The following is a 22,566-nucleotide window of genomic DNA, read 5'->3' as shown; positions in this document are numbered from 1 at the left end:
ATGCAGACAGCCACGTTGGGCTGGGTCAGCATCGTCCGTCTCGGACTGGTGCAGGCGGCGCTTGGAGCGATCGTTGTCCTGACGACGTCGACTTTGAACCGGGTGATGGTTGTCGAGCTTGCGCTCCCGGCCACTTTGCCCGGCGCTCTGGTCGGCGTCCATTATGCGGTGCAGATGCTGCGCCCGCGCTGGGGTTATGGCTCGGACATCACCGCGCGCAGAACGCCGTGGATCATCGGAGGCATGGCTGTCCTCGGGGGCGGCGGCTTCCTGGCCGCGGTCGCGACGGCCTGGATGAGCGTCAATCTCGCCGGCGGTATTGCGCTTGCCGTCATAAGCTTCTTTGCAATCGGCATCGGCGTCGGCGCGGCCGGCACCTCGCTTCTGGCCTTGCTTGCCGCAAAGGTCGATCCCGGCCGTCGCGCGGCGGCAGCGACGCTCGTCTGGGGGATGATGATCGTCGGTTTCGTGGTGACGGCGACATCGGCCGGCCATTTCCTCGATCCGTTTTCTCCGCAGCGACTCGTTGCCGTGACGGGAGGGGTCTCTCTGGCGGCTTTCCTGGTGACACTCGCGGCCGTCTTCGGCGTCGAAAAGCGCGTTGCCCGGCCCGATGATGCACATCCCGCGGGGAAGGACGGGGCGGAGGAAAAGCCCGCATTCCGCCAGGCGCTGAAAGAGGTCTGGAGCGAGACGACGGCTCGTCGCTTCACCATCTTCATCTTCGTGTCGATGCTCGCTTACAGCGCCCAGGATCTCGTGCTTGAGCCTTTCGCGGGCACGGTCTTTGGAATGACGCCGGGCGAATCGACGAAGCTCGCCGGCGTCCAGCACAGCGGCGTCCTTGTCGGCATGCTGCTGGTCGGCGCTCTCGGCAGCAACGTGATCGGCCGGCGCATCGGCACCATGAAGAGCTGGACCATCGGCGGCTGCTTCGCCTCCGCCCTGGCGCTCTTCGGGCTGGTCGCGGCAGGCTTCTGGGGCCCCGGTTGGCCGATCAGGGGCTCGGTCTTCTTTCTGGGTGCGGCAAACGGCGCCTTCGCTGTGGCCGCCATCGCGTCGATGATGGGCTTGGCGGGTGCCGGGCGCGAGCGCCGTGAAGGTGTGCGCATGGGCCTGTGGGGTGCCGCGCAGGGCGTGGCTTTCGGCCTTGGCGGATTCCTGGGCACGGTAGCCATCGATACGACGCGCACGATCTTTGCTTCGCCGGTACCGGCCTATGCCATGGTCTTTGCGATCGAAGGCGTGTTCTTTGTGATTTCGGCCTGGCTTGCATACCGGGTCGATCGCGCGGGGGAGGTGATCTCGGCCCCGCTGGATGTGACGGCCGTGGGCGAGGAGACGCTCGCCGGTTTAGGGGGACGGTAATCATGCCTGAGAGCAAAACATACGATGTGGTCGTCGTCGGGGGTGGCCCGGCTGGCGCGACGGCTGCAACCGATCTTGCCTCCAAGGGGCATTCGGTCCTGCTGCTCGACAGGCAGGGCCGCATCAAGCCGTGCGGTGGCGCGGTGCCGCCACGTCTTTTGCGCGATTTCAACGTCCCGACATCGATGCTCGTCGCGCAGGTCTCCTCCGCGGAGATCGTCTCGCCGACGGATCGGCGCGTGAACATGCCCATCGAAGGCGGCTTCGTCGGCATGGTCGATCGCGAGCATTTCGATGAATGGCTGCGTCAGCGCGCGGCCGAGGCTGGCGCTGAACGCTGTGCCGGTACGTTCGAAGCTTTCGACCGCGACACCGACGGGGTGGCGCGCATCCATTACCGGCCGAAGGACGGCGGACGCGATGCGTCTCTCGAAGTCGTGCGCGCGCGCGCCGTGATCGGCGCGGACGGGGCGAATTCCGCCGTCGCGCGCGAGGCCGTGCCGCGGGCTGGTCGGGTGCCGTACGTCTTCGCCTATCATGAGATCGTTCGCTCGCCGCAAGACGGCGCCGCGCATTTCGATCCGAAGCGCTGCGATGTCTATTACAACGGCCGCATGTCGCCGGACTTTTATTCCTGGGTCTTCCCCCATGGCGACACGACGAGCATCGGTACCGGCAGCGCCAACAAGGGCTTTTCGCTGCGCAACGCCGTCGCCGATCTGCGCGGCATCACGGGCCTCGACGCGGCCGAAACCATTCGCAAGGAAGGTGCGCCGATCCCGCTGAAGCCGCGCAGGAAATGGGACAACGACCAGGATGTGCTTTTGGCGGGTGATGCCGCCGGTGTCGTGGCGCCGGCTTCCGGCGAGGGCATCTATTACGCCATGCTCTGCGGCCGCTTCGCCGGAGAGGCTGTCGAGGAATTCCTGCGCACCAACGATGCGAAGGCGCTCGCGGGTGCACGCAAGCGCTTCATGAAAGAGCATGGGCGCGTCTTCTGGATCCTCGGGATCATGCAGTACTTCTGGTACAAGAACGACAAACGGCGCGAACGCTTCGTGTCCATGTGCGCCGATCCGGACGTGCAGCGGCTGACCTGGGAAGCCTATATGAACAAGAAGCTCGTGCGCGCGCGCCCGGGAGCGCATCTGCGGGTCTTTTTCAAGGATGTGGCGCATCTTCTGGGGCTCGTGCAGCCGGACGAGGCGAGCAAGCTCGGCCCCCGTCGCGGCGTTTCCTAAGCCCTTTCGGGAGCCGCGCTCATGGCCGGTCTCATCGAAAGCGGTCGGATCGCCGACCTCATCCTTCTCCTCGTGCTCGCGGAGGCTGTCGGGCTCGTCTACTTCTATCGGCGGACCGGGCGGGGCGTTCGCCCGCTCGATCTTCTCGTCAATCTTGCCGCGGGCGCGACGCTGATTCTGGCGTTGCGTGCCGCACTGGTGGGGGCGGAGTGGCAGGCGATCGCCTTCTTCCTGGCGCTCGCGGGCCTTGCGCATCTCGGGGATCTCGTCCGCCGCTGGCGTTGAGCGGCTCTGCATCGACCTTCGTTGACTTCGCCTCGGCCTGACGGCTAAAGCCGGCGCCTTGAAGCGAGGGTTTGATATGCACGAGAAGATTCGCATTGGCGTCCTTGGCGCCTCCGGCTACACCGGCGCCGATCTGGTGCGTCTCGCGGCGCGCCATCCGCATGTCGAGATCGCTGCGCTGACCGCCAACACCCATGCCGGCAAGGAGATGGGGGCGGTGTTTCCGCACCTCGCAATCCTCGATTTGCCGCGTCTCAAAGCCTGGGAAGAGGTCGATTGGAGCGAGCTTGACGCCGTTTTCTGTGGCCTCCCACACGGGACGACGCAGGAGATCACGGCGGCGGTTTTGAGCGCCAATCCGAAAGCGCGCATCATCGATATGTCGGCCGATTTCCGTCTCCGCGACGCGTCCGTCTATGCCGAGTGGTACGGCCATGAGCATCAGGCGCCGGAGCTTCAGGAGGAGGCGGTTTATGGCCTGACCGAGCATTACCGCGCACTCATCAAGGATGCCCGGCTGATCGCCTGTCCCGGCTGCTACCCGACCGCCGTGCTGATGGCACTCCTGCCGCTCGTGCGCCAAGACATGATCGATGCGAGCGATCTCATCATCGATGCGAAATCGGGCGTGACCGGTGCCGGCCGCGGTCTCAAGCAGAACACGCTCTTTGCCGAGGCGGGCGAGGGGCTGTCACCCTATTCCGTCGGCAAGCATCGCCACGCGCCGGAGATCGAACAGGAAATCGGCGTTGCCGCGGGGACGCCCGTCACCGTGAATTTCACGCCGCATCTCATCCCGATGAGCCGGGGCGAGCTCGTCACCTGCTACGTGCGCCTTGCCGAAGGCGTGACGGCGGACGATCTTCGCCAACGGCTCGTGGAGGATTACGCGCCGGAGCCGTTCGTGCACGTCCTGCCGGAAGGGGGCATTCCCCAGACGCAGAATGTCCGCGGCTCCAACTACGTGCAGATCGGCGTTTTTCCCGATCGCATCCGCGGGCGCGCCCTGGTCATTGCCGCAATCGACAATCTCGTCAAAGGCTCCGCCGGCCAGGCCCTGCAGAACATGAATGTCGCGTTCGGCTTCGAAGAAGGCGAAGGCCTCTTGCAGCTGGCGCTGTTTCCTTAAGGCGTTCTTTTCCGCGATACGAAAAGAGCCCGTCCGGGTGTCCCGGGCGGGCTCTTTTTTAGCTCAACGAGCGATCGCTATGTTCAGAGGAATGAACGACGCTGCCACCAGCCGACGCGCTTCGGCCGATTCGGGTCGTCCTTCGGCTCGTCGTCCCTGGCCTTTTCGGCAACGTCCGCCTGTGCCGAAGCGGTCTCATCGGACTGCCGCTCTTCCGGCGTGCCGCTCGAGGTAGCGCCGCTTTCGGCTGCCTCTGGTTCGGCAGGCATTGCCGCTTCCGCCACGCGATCGGCGTTCTCGTCCTTGGCTTCTTCGTAGCTGGAACGATTTTCGTCTTCTTCGGCAGCTTCTTCGCCGGCATCCGAGCTGGTGTCAGATTCCGCCTTCGGCTCGCTCTCAGCGCCCGTTCCGACCTGCTCTGACGCGGCCGGGAGCGGAGGCTGCTCGACCGCCGTCTCCTCGGAAGGCTCGGCCGTCGCGGTTTCCTGCGTCGCTTCGACGGCCGGAGAGGTCTGCTCGGCCGATGGGGCTTCCGCAGTTTCCGAAGGGCTCGCTACTTCGTTCTGCTCTTCGGTCTCGGGCCGGCGTGCATCTGCGCGATCGTCGTCCTCATCGTCGTCATCGGAGCGCGAGCCGCGTTCTTGCCCATTGTCGCCATTCGCTGCGCCTGCATCCTGCTGCTCGTCCCGATTGCGACCGCGCCGCCTTCCGCCACGGCGACCACGGCGCCGCTTCTTCGGCTTCGTCTCGTCGCCATCGTCGTCTTCTGAGTTCTCGTCCCGCCGGCTTTCGCCGCCATTGGCCGCGGCGGCTTCCGACGTGGCGGCCTCCGTCTCCAAGCGGTCGCTTTCGGCTCTCTCGCCCTTCGGACGACGACGCTTGCGCCGCCGGCCTCCGCGGCGGCCACCATCCTCGCCGTCCTCATCGGCGCTCGTTTCGCTCTCGTCTTCGGCTTCAGCCGGAGCCGGTTCGTCGAGATCGGACACGTCGAGCATCGCAACGGCGGCCGAGTGCGGCGGCTCCTCTTCGGAGAGGTCGGCACGATCGATGGTGAAGCCCGAGGCCGCATCCGGGGCATCCCCGGCGACGCTGATCGAAACCGCGAAGCGGCGTTCAAGGTCGGCGAGGTGCGAACGCTTCTGGTTGAGCACGTAGAGCGCAACGTCCGGACGCGTCGACACTTCGAGATTGCGGCTGCGGTCCTGAATGAGATGCTCTTCCAGCATGCGCAGGAGCTGCAGCGCGAGAGAGGCGACGGAGCGAACCTGGCCGGTGCCATGGCAGGCATGGCAGAGCGCCGTCGAACTCTCCAAGACGCCGGTCCTGAGGCGCTGCCGCGACATCTCCATCAGACCGAAATGCGAGATGCGCCCGAGCTGAATGCGCGCCCGATCGAAGCGCAGGCAGTCCTTCAGCTTGCGCTCGACCGCCCGGTTGTTGCGCTTCTCCTCCATGTCGATGAAGTCGATGACGATGAGGCCTGCCAGATCGCGCAGCCGCAATTGGCGCGCGACCTCTTCGGCCGCTTCGAGGTTCGTTCGAACCGCGGTGTCCTCGATCGAATGCTCGCGCGTCGAACGGCCTGAATTGACGTCGATGGCGACGAGCGCTTCGGTCTGATTGATGACGATGTAGCCACCCGAGCGCAGGGTGACCTGCGGCAGGAACATCGCTTCGAGCTGACGCTCCACCGAATGCCGCGAAAAGATCGGGGCCGCATCGCGGTAGGGCTGAACATTCTTCGCATGGCTCGGCATGAGCATGCGCATGAAGTCCTTCGCCTCGCGATACGCTTCTTCGCCGGCCACCATGACCTGGTCGATCTCGCGCGAATAGAGATCGCGGATGGAGCGTTTGACGAGACTGCCTTCCTCGTAGACGAGGGTGGGGGCCGCCGATTTCAGCGTCAGATCGCGAACGTTCTCCCACAATCTGAGGAGATACTCGAAATCGCGCTTGATCTCCGTCTTGGTTCTGGAGGCGCCCGCTGTGCGCAGGATGACGCCCATTCCTGACGGCACCTCGAGCCCCGCTGCAATGCTCTTCAAGCGCTTGCGGTCGGCCGGGTCCGTGATCTTGCGGGAAATGCCGCCGCCACGGCCCGTATTCGGCATCAAGACCGAATAGCGACCGGCGAGTGACAGGTAAGTCGTCAGCGCAGCGCCTTTGTTGCCGCGCTCCTCTTTGACCACCTGCACCAGCAGAACCTGGCGGCGTTTGATGACCTCCTGGATCTTGTACTGCTTGGCCCGTTGGCGGCGCCGCTCCGGCACCTCCTCCAGCGCATCTTCCGCCCCGACGCTCTCAACGGCATGATCGGCGTCGTTATCGTCGCCGTTGCCGTCGTCGCCGTTGTTGTCTGCCGCATCGTCGTCGGAAGACTTCTCGGCCTTGGCAGGGGCTTCATCGCCGTCGCCGCCATTATTCTCCGAATCCTCCTCGCGGTCGGATTCTTCTGCGTCGAGAAGCGCCTGCCTGTCGGCGAACGGGATCTGGTAATAGTCTGGATGGATCTCCGAGAAGGCCAGGAAGCCGTGCCGGTTGCCGCCATAATCGACGAAGGCGGCCTGCAGCGACGGTTCGACCCGCGTTACCTTCGCCAGATAGATGTTGCCTCGAAGTTGTCTTCTTTCTGCTGATTCAAAATCGAATTCTTCAACCTTGTCGCCGCGCAGGACCACGACCCGGGTCTCTTCCGGGTGGGCCGCGTCGATGAGCATCTTGTTCGACATAGTGTGTGACTCCGCCCCGGGCCGAATATGCGTTAGGCGCGCCAGTTGCTCTTGGCGCGCGGCCGGGGCCAAATGTGAATAAGGGGAGAACAGGCGCCAGCGCGTGTCGCCGCGGAAGCATCGGCTGCTGCGCGATCTGCCTTTGCGGCAGAACCATCAGCTGCTGAGCGTTGCGGGCGCGGTCACCCATGGGCTGCCTTTCCAAGTCGTTGCGGCTCATGCCGCCTGAGACCAGCGGTGCGTCCGGCTGGTCCGTCTTCGCCTCCGTACAGTCGGTTGAAGGGCGTTGATCTTTACAACGCCGCACCCGATGACAGCCGGAGAAGAATCCGTCATTCTCTCTCTTATAAACGAGCTTCGTTCGATTCAAGAGAACGTTGCGACGTGGAGACGCGAAAACCACATTCGCTCGCCTTTGCCTTGCCACATCCTTTAGAGAGAAGCGAGGCGTTTTCTAAGAACTGAAGAAGGTGGGCATGGTCCGCTTCGCCCTCATGCTGCTCGTCTTGCCTTGGCTTGCAGCTTCTCCAGCCCTTGCCGCGAAGGTTTCCGACATCCGTGTTGTCGGAGATAGTGAGCGCACGCGCATGGTGCTCGACGTGGAAGGAGAGCCTCGCTTTCACATCTTGCGGTTACGCGCGCCCTATCGGCTTGTTGTCGATCTCCCCGATACGGAATTTGCCGCGCCGGCCTCCAAGAGCAAGGCGATCGGGCTCGTCAGCGATTATCGCTTCGGCCAGATCGCGGCCTCGCGCGGTCGCGTGGTCCTCGACCTGACGGGTCCGGTGGAGGTGGAAAAATCCTACCTGATGCCGGGAGTTGCCGAACAGCCGGCTCGTCTCGTCCTCGATATGGTTCCCTCCACGGCGGAAGCCTTTTCGGAGGCAGCCGCGCCGATCAGCGAACCCACGCCGGCGCTCGCCTCGCTTCAGGACGGGGAGGAGGGCGCATCACCCGAGACTCACGAAATTCCGATCGACCGGCCCGACGCGGCCGACAGCCGTCCGGTCGTGGTCATCGATCCTGGCCACGGTGGCATCGATTCCGGCGCAATCAGTTCAGACGGGCTGTTGGAAAAGGACATCACGCTCGGCTTCTCGAAGGCGTTGCGCGAAGTTTTGATCGAGCGCGGCAAGACGATCCCGATCCTCACGCGCGACGACGACGTCTTCCTGTCCCTCGGCAAGCGCGTCGCCTTCGCCAGACGTGAGGGGGCTGCACTCTTCATCTCTGTACATGCCGATACCGTGCCGCAGGATTACGTGCGTGGCGCCACCGTTTACACGCTCTCGGAAGAAGCCTCCGATGTGCTTGCGGCGCGTCTCGCCGCACGCGAGAACCGGGCCGACATTCTCGCGGGCCTTGCCATCGAAGATCAGCCGGACGAGGTGGCGACGATCCTGTTTGATCTGGCGCGGCGCGAGACCCGCAACCTCTCGATGCGTTTCGCCGCCGATCTGGTGAAGGATCTGAGTGCGGAAATGGTCCTGAACAAGAAACCTCGGCGGGGTGCATCCTTTCGTGTTCTCAAGGCTCCAGACGTGCCCTCGGTGCTCTTGGAACTCGGCTATCTTTCCAATAATGTGGACGAGAAGCTTTTTCAGTCGGATGAATGGCGAGAGCGCACGAGCGAGGCGGTGGCCAGCGCCGTGGAGAAGTATCTCGCCTTGCCGGGCGTCGCGCGGCGCTGAGGAAGATCACGAGAAAGCGTGTGGCTTATTGGCGACAGAGCCAGCGCCGGGGCGGTCCCGCCGGGGAAGCGCCTCAGTTTCATCACAAAACTGGATGAAGCCGATCTTTAGCAATCTCGGCTTTTCCGAATAGGTGGGGCAGCCCCTTCATGTTCTTGCGATTAATCGGCTATCTGTTCGGCATCGGCGCGCTTCTGGCGCTGTGCGTGGCGGCTGTGGCCGGCTTCCTGTTGCATCGCTACAATCAGGATCTCCCAGATTACGACGTGCTCGCCAAGTACGAGCCGCCGGTGATGACGCGCATCCATGCCGATGACGGCCAGCTTGTTGCCGAATATGCGCGCCAGCGTCGGCTCTATCTGCCGATTCAGGCCGTGCCGGACCTGGTCAAGGCTGCCTATCTGTCTGCCGAGGACAAGAATTTCTACAACCATCCTGGGATCGACGTGGAGGGCATCCTTCGCGCCATCGTCTCCAACCTCAGGAACAGCGGCTCTGGCAAACTGCAGGGTGCCTCCACCATCACCCAGCAGGTGGCGAAGAATTTTCTTCTCACCAACGAGCGCACTTACGAGCGCAAGATCAAGGAAGCGCTTCTCTCGCTGCGCATCGAGCAGGCCTATTCCAAGGACCGCATCCTGGAGCTCTATCTCAACGAGATCTATCTCGGCCTCGGCTCCTACGGCATCGCGGCCGCGGCTCTCAACTATTTCGACAAATCCGTGAACGAGCTGACGCTGGCGGAGGCGGCCTATCTCGCCGCTTTGCCGAAGGCGCCGGAGAACTACAATCCGTTCCGCGACACCGAGCGCGCCGTCGATCGCCGCAATTGGGTGATCGATCAGATGCTTGAGAACGGCTACATCCGCGCCGAGGATGCGCAGAAGGCAAAGACCGAGCCGCTCGACGTCAATCCGCGCCCGCGCGGGCAGTATCTTTTCGCGTCCGAATATTTCGCCGAAGAGGTGCGCCGTCGTCTGATCGATATGTACGGCAGCGAAAAGCTCTATGAGGGCGGGCTGTCGGTGCGCACCACGCTCGACCCGCAGCTTCAGGCGCTCGCCCGCAAGACCCTCCAGAAAGGTCTGATCGCTTTCGATGAAAAGCGCGGCTTCCGTGGGCCGGTCGATCGCATCGACATCGCCGGCGACTGGGGCAAGAAGCTGGGTGAGGTGGACGGTCTCTCGGACGTTCCGGAATGGCACCTTGCCGTCGTGCTGGCGACGGGCGACGGCGAGGCCGACATCGGTCTGAAGCCGAAGCGGCTCATCTCGGGAAAACTGTCCGATGAGCGCGAAACCGGCGTCCTGCCTGTCTCGAACATGAAATGGGCAAAGCGCAGCGTCAAATCCGCGAGCGATGTGCTGAGCGCCGGCGACGTCATCTTCGTCGAAGAGGATGCCGATAAGAAGGGCGTCTACAAACTCCGGCAGGCGCCGAAGATCCAGGGCGCCATGGTCGCCATGGATCCCTATACGGGCCGCGTCCGCGCACTTGTCGGTGGATTCTCCTTCGACCAGAGCAAATTCAACCGCGCGACGCAGGCCTATCGCCAGCCGGGCTCGTCCTTCAAACCGTTCGTCTACGCGACGGCTCTCGACAATGGCTACACGCCGTCGTCCGTGGTCATGGATGCTCCGATCGAGATCAAGGCCGGCGACAAGATCTGGCGGCCGCAGAATTACTCGAACAAATATTACGGGCCTTCGACGCTGCGCATCGGCATCGAGCATTCCCGCAACGTCATGACCGTGCGTCTGGCGCAGGACATGGGCATGCCGCTGATCGCTGAATATGCGGAACGCTTTGGCATCTATGACGACCTGAAGCCGTATCTGCCGATGGCGCTCGGGGCGGGCGAAACGACCGTCCTGCGGCTCGTCACCGCCTATGGCACGATCGCCAATGGCGGGCGTAAGATCAACGCCACGCTGATCGACCGCATTCAGGACCGCTACGGCAAAACCATCTATCAGCACGATCAGCGCGAATGCATCGGCTGCGAAGCTCAGGACTGGCACGGACAGGCCGAGCCGGAGCTGATCGATCAGCGCGAACAGATCCTCGATCCGATGACGGCCTACCAGATCACCTCGATGATGGAGGGAGTCGTCCAGCGGGGCACCGGCAGCCGCGTCAAGGCCGTCGGCAAGCCGATCGCCGGCAAGACCGGAACGACGAATGAGGAGAAGGATGCCTGGTTCATCGGCTTCTCGCCGGATCTCGTCGTCGGTGTCTTCATCGGCTACGATCAGCCGAAGCCGATGGGTCGTGGGTCGACGGGTGGTGTGCTCGCGGCGCCGATCTTCACGGATTTCATGAAGGTCGCTCTCGCCGACGAGCCGGCGAAGCCCTTCCAGGTGCCGCCGGGCATTCAGCTCATCCCGATCGATGCGCGCACTGGTCTGCGCGCGAGCGGCGCGGAAGGTGAGAAGGTCATCATGGAGGCCTTCAAGCCGGGCACGGCACCTCCCTCCAGCTACTCCATCATCGGCTATCAGGATTCCTCCGGTCAGCCTTTGACCGTGACGCCCGAGGCCGACAGAGCGATCAGCACCGGCACGGGCGGCCTTTACTAGGTCGGCGCAAAAGCGTTACGCCTCCCTCTTTCATCAGGCGGCGCTCCTCTGGGGCGCCGCCGTCGGTACATTTGCATGAGGACAAGATGCGCGCCGAAATCGAAAACCTCGTTGACGAGATCAGGGAGGCGCTGACCCTGATAAGGAGGCATCTTTGACTGGGATGTCTCTCAGAAACGTCTCGCCAAGCTGAACGAACGCGTCGAAGACCCGACGCTCTGGGATGATCCGCAGGAAGCTCAGAAGGTGATGCGCGAGCGCCAACGGCTGGAGACGGCCATTTCCGGCGTCCGCGAGATCGAAGCGAGCATTGCCGACAGCATCGAGCTGATCGAGCTTGCCGAGGAAGAAGACGACGACACCGTCATCTCCGAGGCCGAGAAGTCCCTCGTCGCTCTGCATAAGGACGTGCAGAGAAGGCAGGTCGAAGCTCTGCTTTCCGGCGAAGCCGATGCGAGCGATGCCTATCTCGAAGTCCACGCCGGCGCGGGCGGCACGGAGAGCCAGGACTGGGCCTCGATGCTCCTGCGCATGTATACGCGCTGGGGCGAGCGCCGGAAATTCTCCGTCGAACTCATCTCGCAGACCGACGGGGAAGAAGCCGGCATCAAGTCAGCTACCCTCCTGCTCAAAGGCGAGAATGCCTATGGCTGGCTGAAGACCGAATCGGGCGTGCATCGGCTCGTCCGGATTTCGCCCTTCGACAGCCAGGCTCGCCGGCATACGTCCTTCTCGTCTGTCTGGGTCTATCCGGTCGTCGACGACAACATCGAGATCGAGATCCAGGACAAGGATATCCGCATCGACACCTACCGGTCTTCAGGTGCCGGCGGACAGCACGTCAACACGACCGATTCGGCTGTGCGGATCACCCACTTGCCGACGGGCATCGTGGTGACGTCATCGGAGAAGTCGCAGCACCAGAACCGCGCCAACGCCATGAAGGCGTTGAAATCGAGGCTCTATGAGATGGAGCTGAAGAAGCGCGAAGAATCGATCCAGGAGGCCCACGAAGCCAAATCCGAAATCGGCTGGGGCCATCAGATTCGTTCCTACGTGCTGCAGCCGTACCAGCTCGTCAAAGATCTGCGCACATCCGTGGAGCACACGACGCCGTCGGAGGTTCTCGACGGGGATCTGGATGACTTTATGGAAGCGGCTCTCGCCCAGCGCGTGGGCAGCACCGACAATACCGAGGAAGCGGCCGAATAGCCGCTTCCTTTCCGCGAGCCATCCCTCTCCAAAACCCAAGGTCAGGTGAGGGATGCGCTTTGCGGCGTTTAGCTGAAGCGTTCGGTTTTCAAGAACGGGGTCGGGTCTTCCGGCTGTCCGTCGCGCCTGGTCTCGTAGTGAAGATGCGGGCCTGTTGAGCGCCCGGTCGAGCCGACGCGACCGATCACTTCACCGGCGGTGATTTTGTCGCCGACCTTCACATCGATGCGCGACAGATGCCCATAACGCGTGCTGACGCCGTGCGCGTGGCGGATCTCGACCATCTTGCCATAACCGCCGTTCCATCCAGCCTCGACGACTTCACCCGGAGCCGTCGCGCGAACCGGCGACCCGCTCACCGCCCGAAAGTCGATGCCCGTATGCAGGGCCGGCCGCTTCAGAAACGGGTCCGTGCGATAGCCGAAGCCGGACGACCGCGGCGCGATGATGGGGCGCCCGAGAGGCAGAGACGCGAGTTTTCGGCGCATATCCTGCAAATTGGCGAGCGTGGAATCGATCCCGTCGATGGTTTCCACAAAGGCGAGCCCCCGCAACGCGGCGTCACCGTCGACCGGAACGAAAGGTCCGCCTGTGGCATCGTCGCCTGAAGATCCGTTCTTCCTCGGAACGAGATCGGAAAAACCGAGATCGTTCAGCGTCGTCTCAAGACGTTCCGTTTCAGCGTGAGACGCGGCTGAGAGAACCGCTGCGGCATCCAGTTGGGTCGCAAAGCTGTCCCGCAAGGCTCCATCCATCGATTTGAGGAGAGGGCGAAGTTTTTCGCTCCGGAGGTCGCTCGTCCTGGCAGCTGCCGGTTTGATTTCCCTCTCACCCGGATGAGCGAAGATGCTGCCGGTGATGATGTCCGCCCGAGAGGGGCCATCCTCGGCATAACCGAGCGCCGGGCCTTCCTCTGGATCCGCGTTTTCTCCTGGCGTGGCGGCCAATTGCTGGAACGGTCGGTCGGGGCGCGGTCGCGGCGTCGCCATGCGTGTTTCGGCAATGCTGATGCCGGCCGCCTCGGCCTTCTGCATGACATCGTCGAGCAGGGACTGGCGACGGAAGATCGCCTCCTGGCGGTCGAGCAGCGTCGCCAGCTGCTCCTCCATCGATTGCGTCTCGACGAGATGCTTGCTGGTGACCTTGTCGATCTCGCCTCGAAGCCGGGCAATCCTGTCTTCATAGACATGTTGCAGCTCCGCCTGGCGTGTGGCGGCCGCATCGAGAAGGCCGTCGCGATAAAAGAGGTAAGCGGTTCCGCCGATATAGCCGGTGCCGAACAGGACGAAGACGCTGGCGATCGACCCGAAAAGCCAGGGCCGAAGCGTATAGGACGTGAGTCGTCCGCGCCGAGCGATGATGACGCGGGGCGGTTCTTTTCGGCGTTTGGAAGCAGGCTGAGAACTTGAGAAGGGGACCATGAGCACGAAGGCGCGGTATGGTTGAGAGGAGGTAAAGACCCTCGCAGCCCATGGTTAATATCGCGTTTCCTTAAGAGCGATTGACGCTCTCGGCGGCCTCCTCAGGTCGCCATCATCCGCGCGGCTTCCAAGACGTCATCCACGTGGCCGGGGACTTTCACCTTGCGCCAGACGCGCGCGATGACACCGTCGCGATCGATCAGAAAGGTGGAGCGTTCAACGCCCATATAGCGACGGCCGTACATGGATTTTTCCGCCCACACGCCATAGGCCTCGCACACCTTCGTGTCTTCGTCGGCGACGAGGGTGATGGAGAGATCGTGCTTCGTCTTGAACTTGTCGTGGCTCGCTGCGCTATCGGGTGAAATCCCGACCACGGAAATGCCGGCAGAGCGGAAGGCGTCTATTTCGGAGCTGAAGGAGATCGCCTCTTTGGTGCAGCCGGGTGTGTTGTCCTTCGGGTAAAAGTAGAGAACGACCGGTTCGCCGCGATGCGCAGCGAGCGAGAATTCGCCGCCGCCATCGGTTGGAAGAGTGAAGTCCGGAGCCGGGTCACCGACATCGGGGGCCTTCGCCATCTCGTCATCCTTTCGACGTGTTTGGAAATCAGGTGAACTCTAGGGTGCGATTTCGTGCCTGCGCTCGCCAAGTTGTCTATCGTTGGCAGCCACCTTGGGAAGAGCGAGACCCGATTCGGAAGAAAATGCTGTCGCAGGAACCCAAGTCAACGACCGAGAAGCCAGGGAAGAACGCCCCGCGAACGACACGTCGTGCCATGCGTCGGATCCTTCGTGTCGCATTTCTATCCTTGCTTGTGGTCGTCGGCCTGTTGGTTCTGGTGACGGGCAGCCTCGTTTACAGCGTGAGCGGGGAGGGCTTCGGCCCGAACTGGATGCGCGATCGCCTTGAGGCAAGTCTCCAGGACCGTGTCCCGCCCGGAGCGCACGTCGAGCTTGGCAGCATCCGCGCCTACTGGGAATCGGGCAGTGGCCTCGTGCTCGAAGCTGGAGACGTCGATTTCAGCTTCGGTCCCGCCTTGCACATCAAGGCCAAGACAATGGCCGTTTCCTCCTCGCTGCGTGACTGGCGCGAGACCTGGATCAAGCCGCGTCATGTGCGGATCTCGCAGGTGGAAGTCTCTCTGCAATTGCCGGAAAGCGCGACCGAGGCGCAGCCCCGCGCCGAATTGATCCGCCAGTTCGCACGGTCTTTTGCGGAAGGGGTCGTGGAAGCGGACGTGACTCTGCGCGAACTTGGATTTGAGGATTTCGAGGTTGAGAACATTAAGCTCGAACTGCCGCGTTCCGACCTGCCTCCTCTGACCGGGCAGATTTCCGATTTCACCTGGCAGCCGCTGGGAGAGGCGCGCAGCAAGCTGTGGCTTCAGGCCTCCGCGGCCGGGGCTTTCTGGTCGCTGACCGTGGAGCGCACGCGCGAGAGCGGTGCTGACATTGTGGAGCTCAATCTCGATGATCTGCCGCTTGCGACGCTCGTTCCAACACTGGCGAACCCGCAGACGCAGCAAAGCTATGCCGGCCGCCTGCAGCTTCATGCGCGTTTCCAGGCGGGTGTGGATGACGTGCAGCTTTTGGGCGAGATCGGGCTGACGCCAGGGCTCGTCACCGTCGACGATGCCAGTTCCTTTTATCTGAACGATGCGCGCTTTGCCTTTACGCTGCCGCCCAAGGGCGACGAGATACTCTTCAAGCGGGCCTATGTGGCGAGTTCTGCTGGCCTCTTCGGGCTGGCTGTGGCGCTCGATCTCAACGATGTCGACGAGCCGGTGGAGGTGCGTGCGCAAATGCCCTCCGGCGTGGTCTTCGCGCCTGGTGGGGTGCGGGAACAGGTGCGGGGCGAATTCGACGTCACATTCGATCCCGCCCGCGGCAGCGTCTCGATCGATCGTTTCTCGGTCGCCAATCCCGCCGGCAACATCAGTGTCGTTGGCGGCTGGCATCCCGATGGCGCCTCGCCGGGCCTTGCGCTTGCCGTATCCATCAGCGAGATGCCGAGCTCGCTCTTCGTGGCGCTATGGCCCGGATTCCTGGCACCGGGCGTGCTCCACTGGCTTGAGGACAATCTCAAAGAAGGCGTCGTCGGACCGGTCGAGTTGCAGGTTGCATTGCCGCCGGATCACATCGGGCCCGAGGGCAAGGACAAGATTCTGCCGAAGTACGGTTTGTCCGGCGATGTGCCGTTCCGTTCTGGACGTTTCACGCCCGCCCCCGAATTGCCGGACTTCGTCAATGCGAAAGGCTCCGTCCGGCTGGCCGACGCGACGGCGACGATCGCGTTGGATTCGGCCGATGTCGCCGTGCCGAACTATCCCGCTCTCTCGGCCGGAGGGTCATTGCTCGTTATTCCCGACCTCGGAGGCAAGGACGCCGTCGGCGACCTCACCCTGCGCCTCATAGGTCCGGCGCCTGCGCTTGCCGCGCTTTCCAATACCGGACCGCTGGATGTGGCGGCGTCGAAGGGCATTTCGCCGGATGATTTGTCGGGCGAGGCGGAGCTTTCGCTCGTCGCGGCGGTGCCTTTGAAGAAAGAGGCTTCGCTTCTCTCGGTGGAGCCGAAGTTCGAGCTCGTCTTGCGCGGTTTCGGGAGCAAGGCTCCGATAGAAGGCCACTCCGTCGCGGATGCTGATTTGACGTTGAGTGGTGTCCCCGACGCCTACCGGGTTGCGGGCAAGGCTCGCCTCGACGGGATCGAGGCGAACATCGACATGACGGGAGGCGAGGCCGGCAAGTCCGACACCGATGTTGCCCTCATCCTCGACAAGGCGGCACGAGAGCGCCTCGGCATCGATCTTGAAGACTATCTTTCCGGACCCGTGATCGCGTCGATTTCTGCCGAAGATGACGGATCGCAGCTCATCAACCTCGATCTGACGAAAGCGCGCGTGCGCCTGCCGCCGATTTCGTGGGAAAAGGGCGCGGGTGTTGCTGCCAGTGCTGAGTTCCGCGTGAAGACGAGCGCCTCTGGTCGCGATGTTGAGGGACTTTCGCTGAAAGGCGAAGGCTTCCACGCCTCCGGGTCGCTGAAGCTGACCTCGGACGGAAAGCTCGACAGCCTCGACCTTCACGATGTGGCCCTGAGGCCGGGGGATGATTTCGTGCTCAAGGCGAACGTCTCCGGCGGCAATGGGAGCATCAGCGTGAGCGGGGCTCAGCTCGATGCGCGTGGTCTCATCCGAGCTCTGAAAAGCAGCAAGAAAGGCGCGGGGGCCGGCATGATGCCGCTACATCTCGATGTCGCGCTCGATCGGGTGAAGGGCGAAAACGATGTCACGGCTTACGGCATCAAGGGCTCTGCGGAGATCGCTGGCGGTCGCCTCCACGGATTGAATCTTTCTGGCGTGCTTGGGGATGCCGCCGGTGGCGCCTTCAATTGGCGCATCACCGAAAATTCGAAACTGCGAGAGCAGGTGCTGGATGCCGCCGATGGCGGAGCGGTCCTGCGCTTTGTCGATCTCTATGCACGTGTCCGCGAAGGGCTTTTCACCCTCGTCATGCGCGGTCCGCCGGGTGGCGACAGCGCCTCTGGAGAGGCCTGGCTGCGGGACTTCCGCGTTGTGGAAGAGGCCGCACTCGCCGAAGCCGTCCGTCCGGCGACGCGCAAGCGCGACCAGCCGGGGTCGCAGCGGGCGCGCGAACAGATCACCGAGGAGGTCGACACCTCCAATATGACCTTCACGAAGCTCCGCATCCCCTTCCGCATGGAGAAGGGAGTGGTCGCGATCGATGAGGCTTATCTGCGCGGGCCGATGCTGGGAGCGACCGCGAGCGGGACCATCAACCTGACCGATGAGAAGATCGCCTTAAGCGGAACCTTCATCCCGGCCTTCGGCATCAACAACATGGCGGGTACGATCCCGATCTTCGGACAGATCCTCGGGGGCGGTCAGAACGAAGGCCTGGTCGGCGTGACCTTCAAACTCTTCGGCAATCTCGACAATCCATCTCTCAAGATGAACCTGATGTCGGCGATCGCACCCGGAATCTTTCGCAAGATCTTCGAGTACCGATGAGGCCGCCGGAATGCGGCCTCGATGGTGGTGTGGCGCCGTGACGGCAGGCGGGCGGCTTAGGCCGCCCCGCCCATACGCAAAAGCGCGTGTTTCTTGCGGCCGCTCGAAAGCTTCACGGCACCGTCCTCGGAGAGGTCGGAAAGGCCAATGAGGGCGCGCTCATCGCTGACTGGCGTATCATTCACCTTGATACCCCCGCTGCGGATGAGACGCCGGACTTCGCCGTTGGAAGTGGCAAGACCCGCACGCACAAAGGCGGAAAGCACGCCGATCCCGGCCTCGAGCTCGCTGCGCTCCACTTCGATGCTCGGCAAAGCATCACCCGTCTGACCGGCTTCGAAGGTGCGCCGCGCAGTCTCTTCGGCATCCTTCGCCGCGTCGCGGCCATGAAGGAGCGCCGTGGCCTCCGTGGCGAGAACCTTCTTCGCCTCGTTGATCTCTTCGCCTTGCAAAGCTGCCAGACGTTCGATCTCGTCGAGGGGAAGGATCGTGAAAAGCTTCAGGAAGCGACCGACATCCGCATCGGCGGCGTTGCGCCAGAACTGCCAGTACTCGTATGCCGACAGCATGTCGGGGTTGAGCCAGACAGCTCCCTCCGCGGTCTTGCCCATCTTGGCTCCCGTCGCAGTCGTCAGGAGCGGGGTGGTGAGGGCAAACATCTCCACTTGTTCCATGCGGCGTCCAAGATCGACACCCGAAACGATATTGCCCCATTGGTCGGAGCCGCCCATCTGCAGGCGCGCGCCATAACGGCGGTGAAGCTCGACGTAATCGTAGGCCTGCAGCACCATGTAATTGAACTCCAGCAAGGAGAGGTGCTGCTCGCGCTCCAGCCTCAGCCGCACAGAATCGCGCTGAATCATCTGGTTGACGGAGAAATGCCGCCCGACATCGCGCAGAACGTCGATGTAGTTGAGTTTCAGAAGCCACTCGGCATTGTCCGGCATGATGGCGTCGTTGCCGCTCTCGCCGAAATGCAGAAGCGGGTCGAAGGCGCGTCGGATGCCCTGCTTGTTCGCCTCGATCTCGGCATCGGAGAGGATTTTGCGGCTTTCGTCGCGGCCGGACGGATCTCCGATCCGCGTTGTGCCTCCGCCCATCAGCGCGATCGGCCGATGCCCCGTCTGCTGCAACCAGTAAAGCATCATGATCTGCACGAGGCTGCCGGCATGGAGGCTCCGGGCGGTGCAGTCGAAGCCGATATACGCGCTCACCATCTCCTTCGACAAAAGGCTGTCGAGCCCTTCCGGATCGGAGATCTGATGGATGAAGCCCCGGGCCTGGAGCGTGTTGAGGAAATCGGATCGAAACGTGGTCATGGGTTCGTTAGTTGCAGGAATGATATGGGGTGCTCCCTTAGCACCTGAAATCACGGAGCGCGAAGGGCGTGACAAAATTTCGTAGCACTTTGGGGGTGATCAGCGGCACGTCGATGGATGGGGTCGACGTTGCGCTGCTTGAAAGCGACGGCGAAACGCTCGGCGATATCGGCCCTGCCGCGACTTATCCTCTCGATGATGCGCACCGGGCGCTGCTGAGGCGCGCGATGGCGGCTGCAAAAGACGGTGCTGTGCGAGGCGAGGCGGTCATCGACGAGGCGGAGGCTGCCGTCACCAAAGCGCATGAGTTCGCTCTTCGTCGCTTTGTGAGCGATCACGCGTTGCGGCTTGAAGATATCGCCTGTGTCGGATTTCACGGACAGACTGTTTTTCATGCACCTGAACGCGGCATTACGCTCCAACTCGGAGACGGCCAGGCCCTCGCCGATTCGCTTGGCGTTCCAGTTGCCTGGGATTTCCGGACTGCCGATGTGATCGCAGGCGGCGAAGGTGCGCCGCTCGTACCAGTCTATCATCGTGCGCTCGCCCAACGCCTGGGCCGCAGATTGCCGATCGCCTTCGTCAATATCGGCGGCGTCGCCAACGTGACCTATGTCGGCGAGGGCGACACCTTGATCGCGCTCGACACGGGGCCGGGCAATGCGCTGATCGATGATCTCGTGACTTCGCGCAGAGGCCTGGCATTTGATGCTGACGGTGAAATCACGATGCGTGGGCACCCCGATGTCTCACGGGTTGAGAGGTGGCTCGAGCATCCCTTCTTCGCGCGGCCGGTGCCCAAATCACTCGACAGAGACGCCTTTGCAGCCGCCGATGTGACCGGGCTCGACGACGACGATGCGGCCGCCACGCTCGCCGCCTTCACGGCTTCTGCGTTGAATCGAGGTTTTCAGCTTTTGCCGCAAGTCCCTGATCTCGTGGTCGTTTGCGGAGGAGGTCGGCTGAACCGGGGCTTGATGAAGCTGCTTGCAACGGAGCTTGCCCCGGCAGAAGTCGTCGCGGCCGAGCATCTGGGGCTCGATGGAGACGCGATCGAAGCAGAGGCTTTTGCCTATCTGGCCCTCAGGGTGGCGGAAGGGCTGCCGCTCACATTCCCCGGGACTACGGGCGCTCCGCGGCCCTTGCCCGGAGGTCGCTGGAGTCGTCCCAACCGCAACAATTAACCTCGAATCAAGCCTTTCGGATCAAGGTCAAGTTCCGAAGAAGGTATCGGGTCCGAGTTCATGCGTAAAATAGCGGCCTCCTTCGCGGATATGTTCCGAGGCAGGGCGACAAAACACGGCCGAACGGTCGCAGCACCACAGCCCCTCGAAGAAACATCAGCCCGCGAAACCGCGCCCGCAACGACGCCTCAGGTGATCGAAGCCGGCCGCGAGGCAATCAAGAAGGCTTCCCCCGCCAAGGAGAAGAAGGTCAAGGCCGCAAAACGGCAGAAGAAAGCGGCTCGCTCCTTTCCAAGCCGGCGCGGCTCGATTGCTGGCGACCAGACGATTGCGGTCTTCGTCACCTTCGTGGGGCTCGTCACGGCGGCACTGACCGCCGGCGTCGTCTATTATTCTGCCGACGAGCTCTATTCGAAATATGTGCGATCGGAGGCGCTCGAGCGCGCGACCTTTGCGGCGGGACGACTTCAGGAGACAGGTCTGCAGGACAGAGATGGCAGCATCTCTGCCGAAGAGAATGTCGCCCTTAAGACAATCCTGGCGATGCCGGATGTCTTCCGCATCGAGGTGTTCAACCGGGCGGGTGAACGCATCCGCGAATTGAGTGATGCGCCGGGCGGCACAGAGATTGCGCCCATTGGTCGCGATGAAGCACGTTCACTCATCGAGGCAGGGAAGGGCGCGCTAAGCTGGCAGGACCGCCATGCTGAGGAAGGCGCGGGGCCATCCTATTACAGCCGTACCCTGGTGCCGATCGAGGATGCCGACGGAAACGCCGACGGCGCGATCGCGGTCTATCTCGACCACAGCGCCGATGAGGCGGGTTTCTGGCAGTGGCTGACGGGGATCCTCGGGACCATCCTGGTGCTGGCACTCGTCGCCTTCACGATCCCGGCTGTCAGCCTGCTCCTTCGCACGCGTCAGAAGCGCGAGGTCTATGAGGAGCTCACCTATGTGAGCGGTCACGATACGCTGACGGGCCTCAGCAATCGCGACGAATTCCTGAGGACGCTGGAGGTCGAAATCCGGCGTCAAAGCGAAGAAGGACATCACCTTGCCCTTCACTACATCGACATCGACCGCTTCAAGGAAATCAACGACACGCATGGCCATGCTGCAGGCGATGAATTCCTGAAGCAGGTGGCCGAGCGGTTGCGCGATGTCGTGGAGAAGCCCCAGTACCTTGCGCGGCTCGGTGGCGACGAATTCGCCATCATTCAGCTCGAGGCCGGCGGCACCAAATACGCTGAACTCCACGCAAGGCGCATCGGGTCGGCTCTCAACGGCGTCTACAAGGTCGGTGACGGCGAGAACAACGAAGTCGTCGCGAGCGCGTCGATAGGGATCGCGGTCTCCCCGGAGCACGGCGAAAACGCCAACGAGCTCCTGAAGAATGCCGACCTCGCCTTGAACAAGGTGAAGGCGGGCGGACGCAACGATATTTCCGTGTTCACCACGGAGCTGACCACTTCGATGCAGGGGCGTCTGGAAATGCAGGCGATCCTCCGCAAGGCCTTCCGAGAGAAGTGGTTCGTCCTCTATTTCCAGCCGCAGTACGATCTCGTGACGCGGCGCCTCACAGGCTTCGAGGCGCTCCTTCGGCTGAAACATCCCGAGCGCGGCGTCGTCTCACCCACGGAGTTCATTCCGGTTGCCGAAGAGACCGGGCTCATCGAGCCGATCGGCGAGTGGATTTTGAAGGAATCATGCCGTGCGGCAAGCCTTTGGCCGGAGCATTTGACTCTGGCCGTGAACCTGTCGCCCGCGCAGTTCAAGAAGGGCAACTTGCCCCGTTTGATCGCCAAGACATTGAAGCAGACTGGGCTCAAGGCGGATCGGCTCGAGGTGGAGATCACGGAAGGCCTGCTTTTGGAGACGTCCAATCGTGTGCTGTCGCAGCTTCGCGAGATCAAGAAGATGGGGGCCGCCCTCATCATGGACGATTTCGGCACCGGCTATTCCAGCCTGAGCTATCTCTGGCGGTTCTCCTTCGACGGCATCAAGATCGACCGCTCTTTCGTGCACGGTGTGGGCGTCGGCGGGCAGGTGGAGAAGCTTCTGCGTTCCATCATCAGGCTCGGCATCTCACTTGACCTGAAGGTGACCGCCGAGGGTGTGGAAAGCGCCCAGCAGGCACACTTCCTCGTCGCCAATGACTGCCGCAACGTCCAGGGCTTCCTGTTCGGCTGGCCGGTTCCGAAGGACGAAGTCGCAACGGTGATCGCCAAGGACATTCGCGTAGGAACACGTGCCGCTCAAAAGCGTCACGACGCGAAGACGATCGAGGTGCAAGCGGCAGGCGATGAGACGCCGAGCGAGCAGGCGCCCGAGAGGAGCGTGCGCAAGAGCCGGAACGCGGCCTGAATTCTTGCGGACTT

At 62.9% G+C, this 22,566-nt stretch carries 14 protein-coding genes; 10 read left to right on the top strand and 4 right to left on the bottom strand.

Features of this window, described 5'->3' with window-relative positions; translation table 11 throughout:
* The 4 genes from ACK8CP_RS06690 (at window position 1) to argC (ending at window position 4,023) form a co-directional block, all read left to right on the top strand.
* Window positions 1–1,368 (top strand): BCD family MFS transporter, encoded by a 1,368-nt coding sequence (locus ACK8CP_RS06690; protein WP_414833744.1) that lies wholly within the window; start codon window positions 1–3, stop codon window positions 1,366–1,368.
* Window positions 1,369–1,370: 2 nt separating this feature from the next.
* On the top strand, window positions 1,371–2,609 hold the full coding sequence (locus tag ACK8CP_RS06685; protein ID WP_234627811.1) for a geranylgeranyl diphosphate reductase: 1,239 nt from the start codon (window positions 1,371–1,373) through the stop codon (window positions 2,607–2,609).
* Between the two features lie 21 nt (window positions 2,610–2,630).
* Window positions 2,631–2,894, top strand: coding sequence for a hypothetical protein (locus ACK8CP_RS06680; RefSeq protein WP_234627812.1), 264 nt, complete (start codon window positions 2,631–2,633; stop codon window positions 2,892–2,894).
* A 76-nt stretch (window positions 2,895–2,970) separates the two neighbouring features.
* Entirely contained in the window at window positions 2,971–4,023 is a 1,053-nt protein-coding gene (gene argC, locus ACK8CP_RS06675) for an N-acetyl-gamma-glutamyl-phosphate reductase (protein ID WP_414833743.1), read from the top strand.
* Between the two features lie 83 nt (window positions 4,024–4,106).
* Here the strand turns inward: argC and ACK8CP_RS06670 are convergent, their stop codons facing one another.
* Entirely contained in the window at window positions 4,107–6,755 is a 2,649-nt protein-coding gene (locus ACK8CP_RS06670) for an Rne/Rng family ribonuclease (RefSeq protein ID WP_414833742.1), read from the bottom strand.
* A 476-nt stretch (window positions 6,756–7,231) separates the two neighbouring features.
* On the opposite strand from ACK8CP_RS06670, the gene ACK8CP_RS06665 reads away from it, so the two are divergent.
* The 3 genes from ACK8CP_RS06665 (at window position 7,232) to prfB (ending at window position 12,237) form a co-directional block, all read left to right on the top strand.
* On the top strand, window positions 7,232–8,446 hold the full coding sequence (locus tag ACK8CP_RS06665; protein WP_414833741.1) for an N-acetylmuramoyl-L-alanine amidase: 1,215 nt from the start codon (window positions 7,232–7,234) through the stop codon (window positions 8,444–8,446).
* Window positions 8,447–8,595: 149 nt separating this feature from the next.
* On the top strand, window positions 8,596–11,025 hold the full coding sequence (locus ACK8CP_RS06660; protein WP_234627816.1) for a penicillin-binding protein 1A: 2,430 nt from the start codon (window positions 8,596–8,598) through the stop codon (window positions 11,023–11,025).
* A gap of 86 nt (window positions 11,026–11,111) precedes the next feature.
* Window positions 11,112–12,237 (top strand): peptide chain release factor 2 gene (gene prfB, locus ACK8CP_RS06655; RefSeq protein ID WP_414833740.1). Its coding sequence is split into 2 segments (ribosomal slippage): window positions 11,112–11,180 and window positions 11,182–12,237, totalling 1,125 coding nucleotides; the frame shifts between segments, so codons are not numbered across the junction.
* A gap of 68 nt (window positions 12,238–12,305) precedes the next feature.
* On the opposite strand, the gene ACK8CP_RS06650 is transcribed toward prfB, so the two are convergent.
* Both ACK8CP_RS06650 and bcp read right to left on the bottom strand, forming a co-directional pair.
* The gene (locus ACK8CP_RS06650; protein WP_414833739.1) at window positions 12,306–13,658 is read right to left on the bottom strand and encodes a M23 family metallopeptidase; all 1,353 of its coding nucleotides are present in this window, start codon (window positions 13,656–13,658) and stop codon (window positions 12,306–12,308) included.
* A 101-nt stretch (window positions 13,659–13,759) separates the two neighbouring features.
* The gene (bcp, locus tag ACK8CP_RS06645) at window positions 13,760–14,236 is read right to left on the bottom strand and encodes a thioredoxin-dependent thiol peroxidase (RefSeq protein ID WP_414833738.1); all 477 of its coding nucleotides are present in this window, start codon (window positions 14,234–14,236) and stop codon (window positions 13,760–13,762) included.
* A gap of 197 nt (window positions 14,237–14,433) precedes the next feature.
* Here bcp and ACK8CP_RS06640 point away from each other — a divergent pair, with 197 nt between their 5' ends.
* Window positions 14,434–17,685 (top strand): AsmA-like C-terminal domain-containing protein, encoded by a 3,252-nt coding sequence (locus tag ACK8CP_RS06640; RefSeq protein WP_414833737.1) that lies wholly within the window; start codon window positions 14,434–14,436, stop codon window positions 17,683–17,685.
* Window positions 17,686–17,741: 56 nt separating this feature from the next.
* On the opposite strand, the gene tyrS is transcribed toward ACK8CP_RS06640, so the two are convergent.
* Window positions 17,742–19,004, bottom strand: a complete 1,263-nt coding sequence (tyrS, locus tag ACK8CP_RS06635) for a tyrosine--tRNA ligase (protein WP_128293911.1) — start codon at window positions 19,002–19,004, stop codon at window positions 17,742–17,744.
* A 113-nt stretch (window positions 19,005–19,117) separates the two neighbouring features.
* Here tyrS and ACK8CP_RS06630 point away from each other — a divergent pair, with 113 nt between their 5' ends.
* Together ACK8CP_RS06630 and ACK8CP_RS06625 are read left to right on the top strand one after the other, a co-directional pair.
* Window positions 19,118–20,188, top strand: coding sequence for an anhydro-N-acetylmuramic acid kinase (locus tag ACK8CP_RS06630; protein ID WP_414834201.1), 1,071 nt, complete (start codon window positions 19,118–19,120; stop codon window positions 20,186–20,188).
* A gap of 192 nt (window positions 20,189–20,380) precedes the next feature.
* On the top strand, window positions 20,381–22,552 hold the full coding sequence (locus tag ACK8CP_RS06625) for a putative bifunctional diguanylate cyclase/phosphodiesterase (RefSeq protein WP_414833736.1): 2,172 nt from the start codon (window positions 20,381–20,383) through the stop codon (window positions 22,550–22,552).
* The last annotated feature ends 14 nt before the right edge of the window (window positions 22,553–22,566 follow it).

The sequence above is a fragment of the Afifella sp. YEN Y35 genome (assembly GCF_047553465.1).
GTDB classification, from domain to species: Bacteria; Pseudomonadota; Alphaproteobacteria; order Rhizobiales; family Afifellaceae; genus Afifella; species Afifella aestuarii.
This window is presented reverse-complemented; position numbering and strand designations above follow the sequence as displayed.

Coding starts and splice junctions, on each gene's coding strand:
- ACK8CP_RS06680 (WP_234627812.1), top strand. CDS start 2,631: ATGGCCGGTCTCATCGAAAGCGGTCGGATCGCCGACCTCATCCTTCTC.
- argC (WP_414833743.1), top strand. CDS start 2,971: ATGCACGAGAAGATTCGCATTGGCGTCCTTGGCGCCTCCGGCTACACC.
- ACK8CP_RS06630 (WP_414834201.1), top strand. CDS start 19,118: ATGGATGGGGTCGACGTTGCGCTGCTTGAAAGCGACGGCGAAACGCTC.
- tyrS (WP_128293911.1), bottom strand. CDS start 19,004: ATGACCACGTTTCGATCCGATTTCCTCAACACGCTCCAGGCCCGGGGC.
- ACK8CP_RS06670 (WP_414833742.1), bottom strand. CDS start 6,755: ATGTCGAACAAGATGCTCATCGACGCGGCCCACCCGGAAGAGACCCGG.
- ACK8CP_RS06650 (WP_414833739.1), bottom strand. CDS start 13,658: ATGGTCCCCTTCTCAAGTTCTCAGCCTGCTTCCAAACGCCGAAAAGAA.
- bcp (WP_414833738.1), bottom strand. CDS start 14,236: ATGGCGAAGGCCCCCGATGTCGGTGACCCGGCTCCGGACTTCACTCTT.
- ACK8CP_RS06665 (WP_414833741.1), top strand. CDS start 7,232: ATGGTCCGCTTCGCCCTCATGCTGCTCGTCTTGCCTTGGCTTGCAGCT.
- ACK8CP_RS06660 (WP_234627816.1), top strand. CDS start 8,596: ATGTTCTTGCGATTAATCGGCTATCTGTTCGGCATCGGCGCGCTTCTG.
- ACK8CP_RS06640 (WP_414833737.1), top strand. CDS start 14,434: ATGCGTCGGATCCTTCGTGTCGCATTTCTATCCTTGCTTGTGGTCGTC.
- ACK8CP_RS06685 (WP_234627811.1), top strand. CDS start 1,371: ATGCCTGAGAGCAAAACATACGATGTGGTCGTCGTCGGGGGTGGCCCG.
- ACK8CP_RS06690 (WP_414833744.1), top strand. CDS start 1: ATGCAGACAGCCACGTTGGGCTGGGTCAGCATCGTCCGTCTCGGACTG.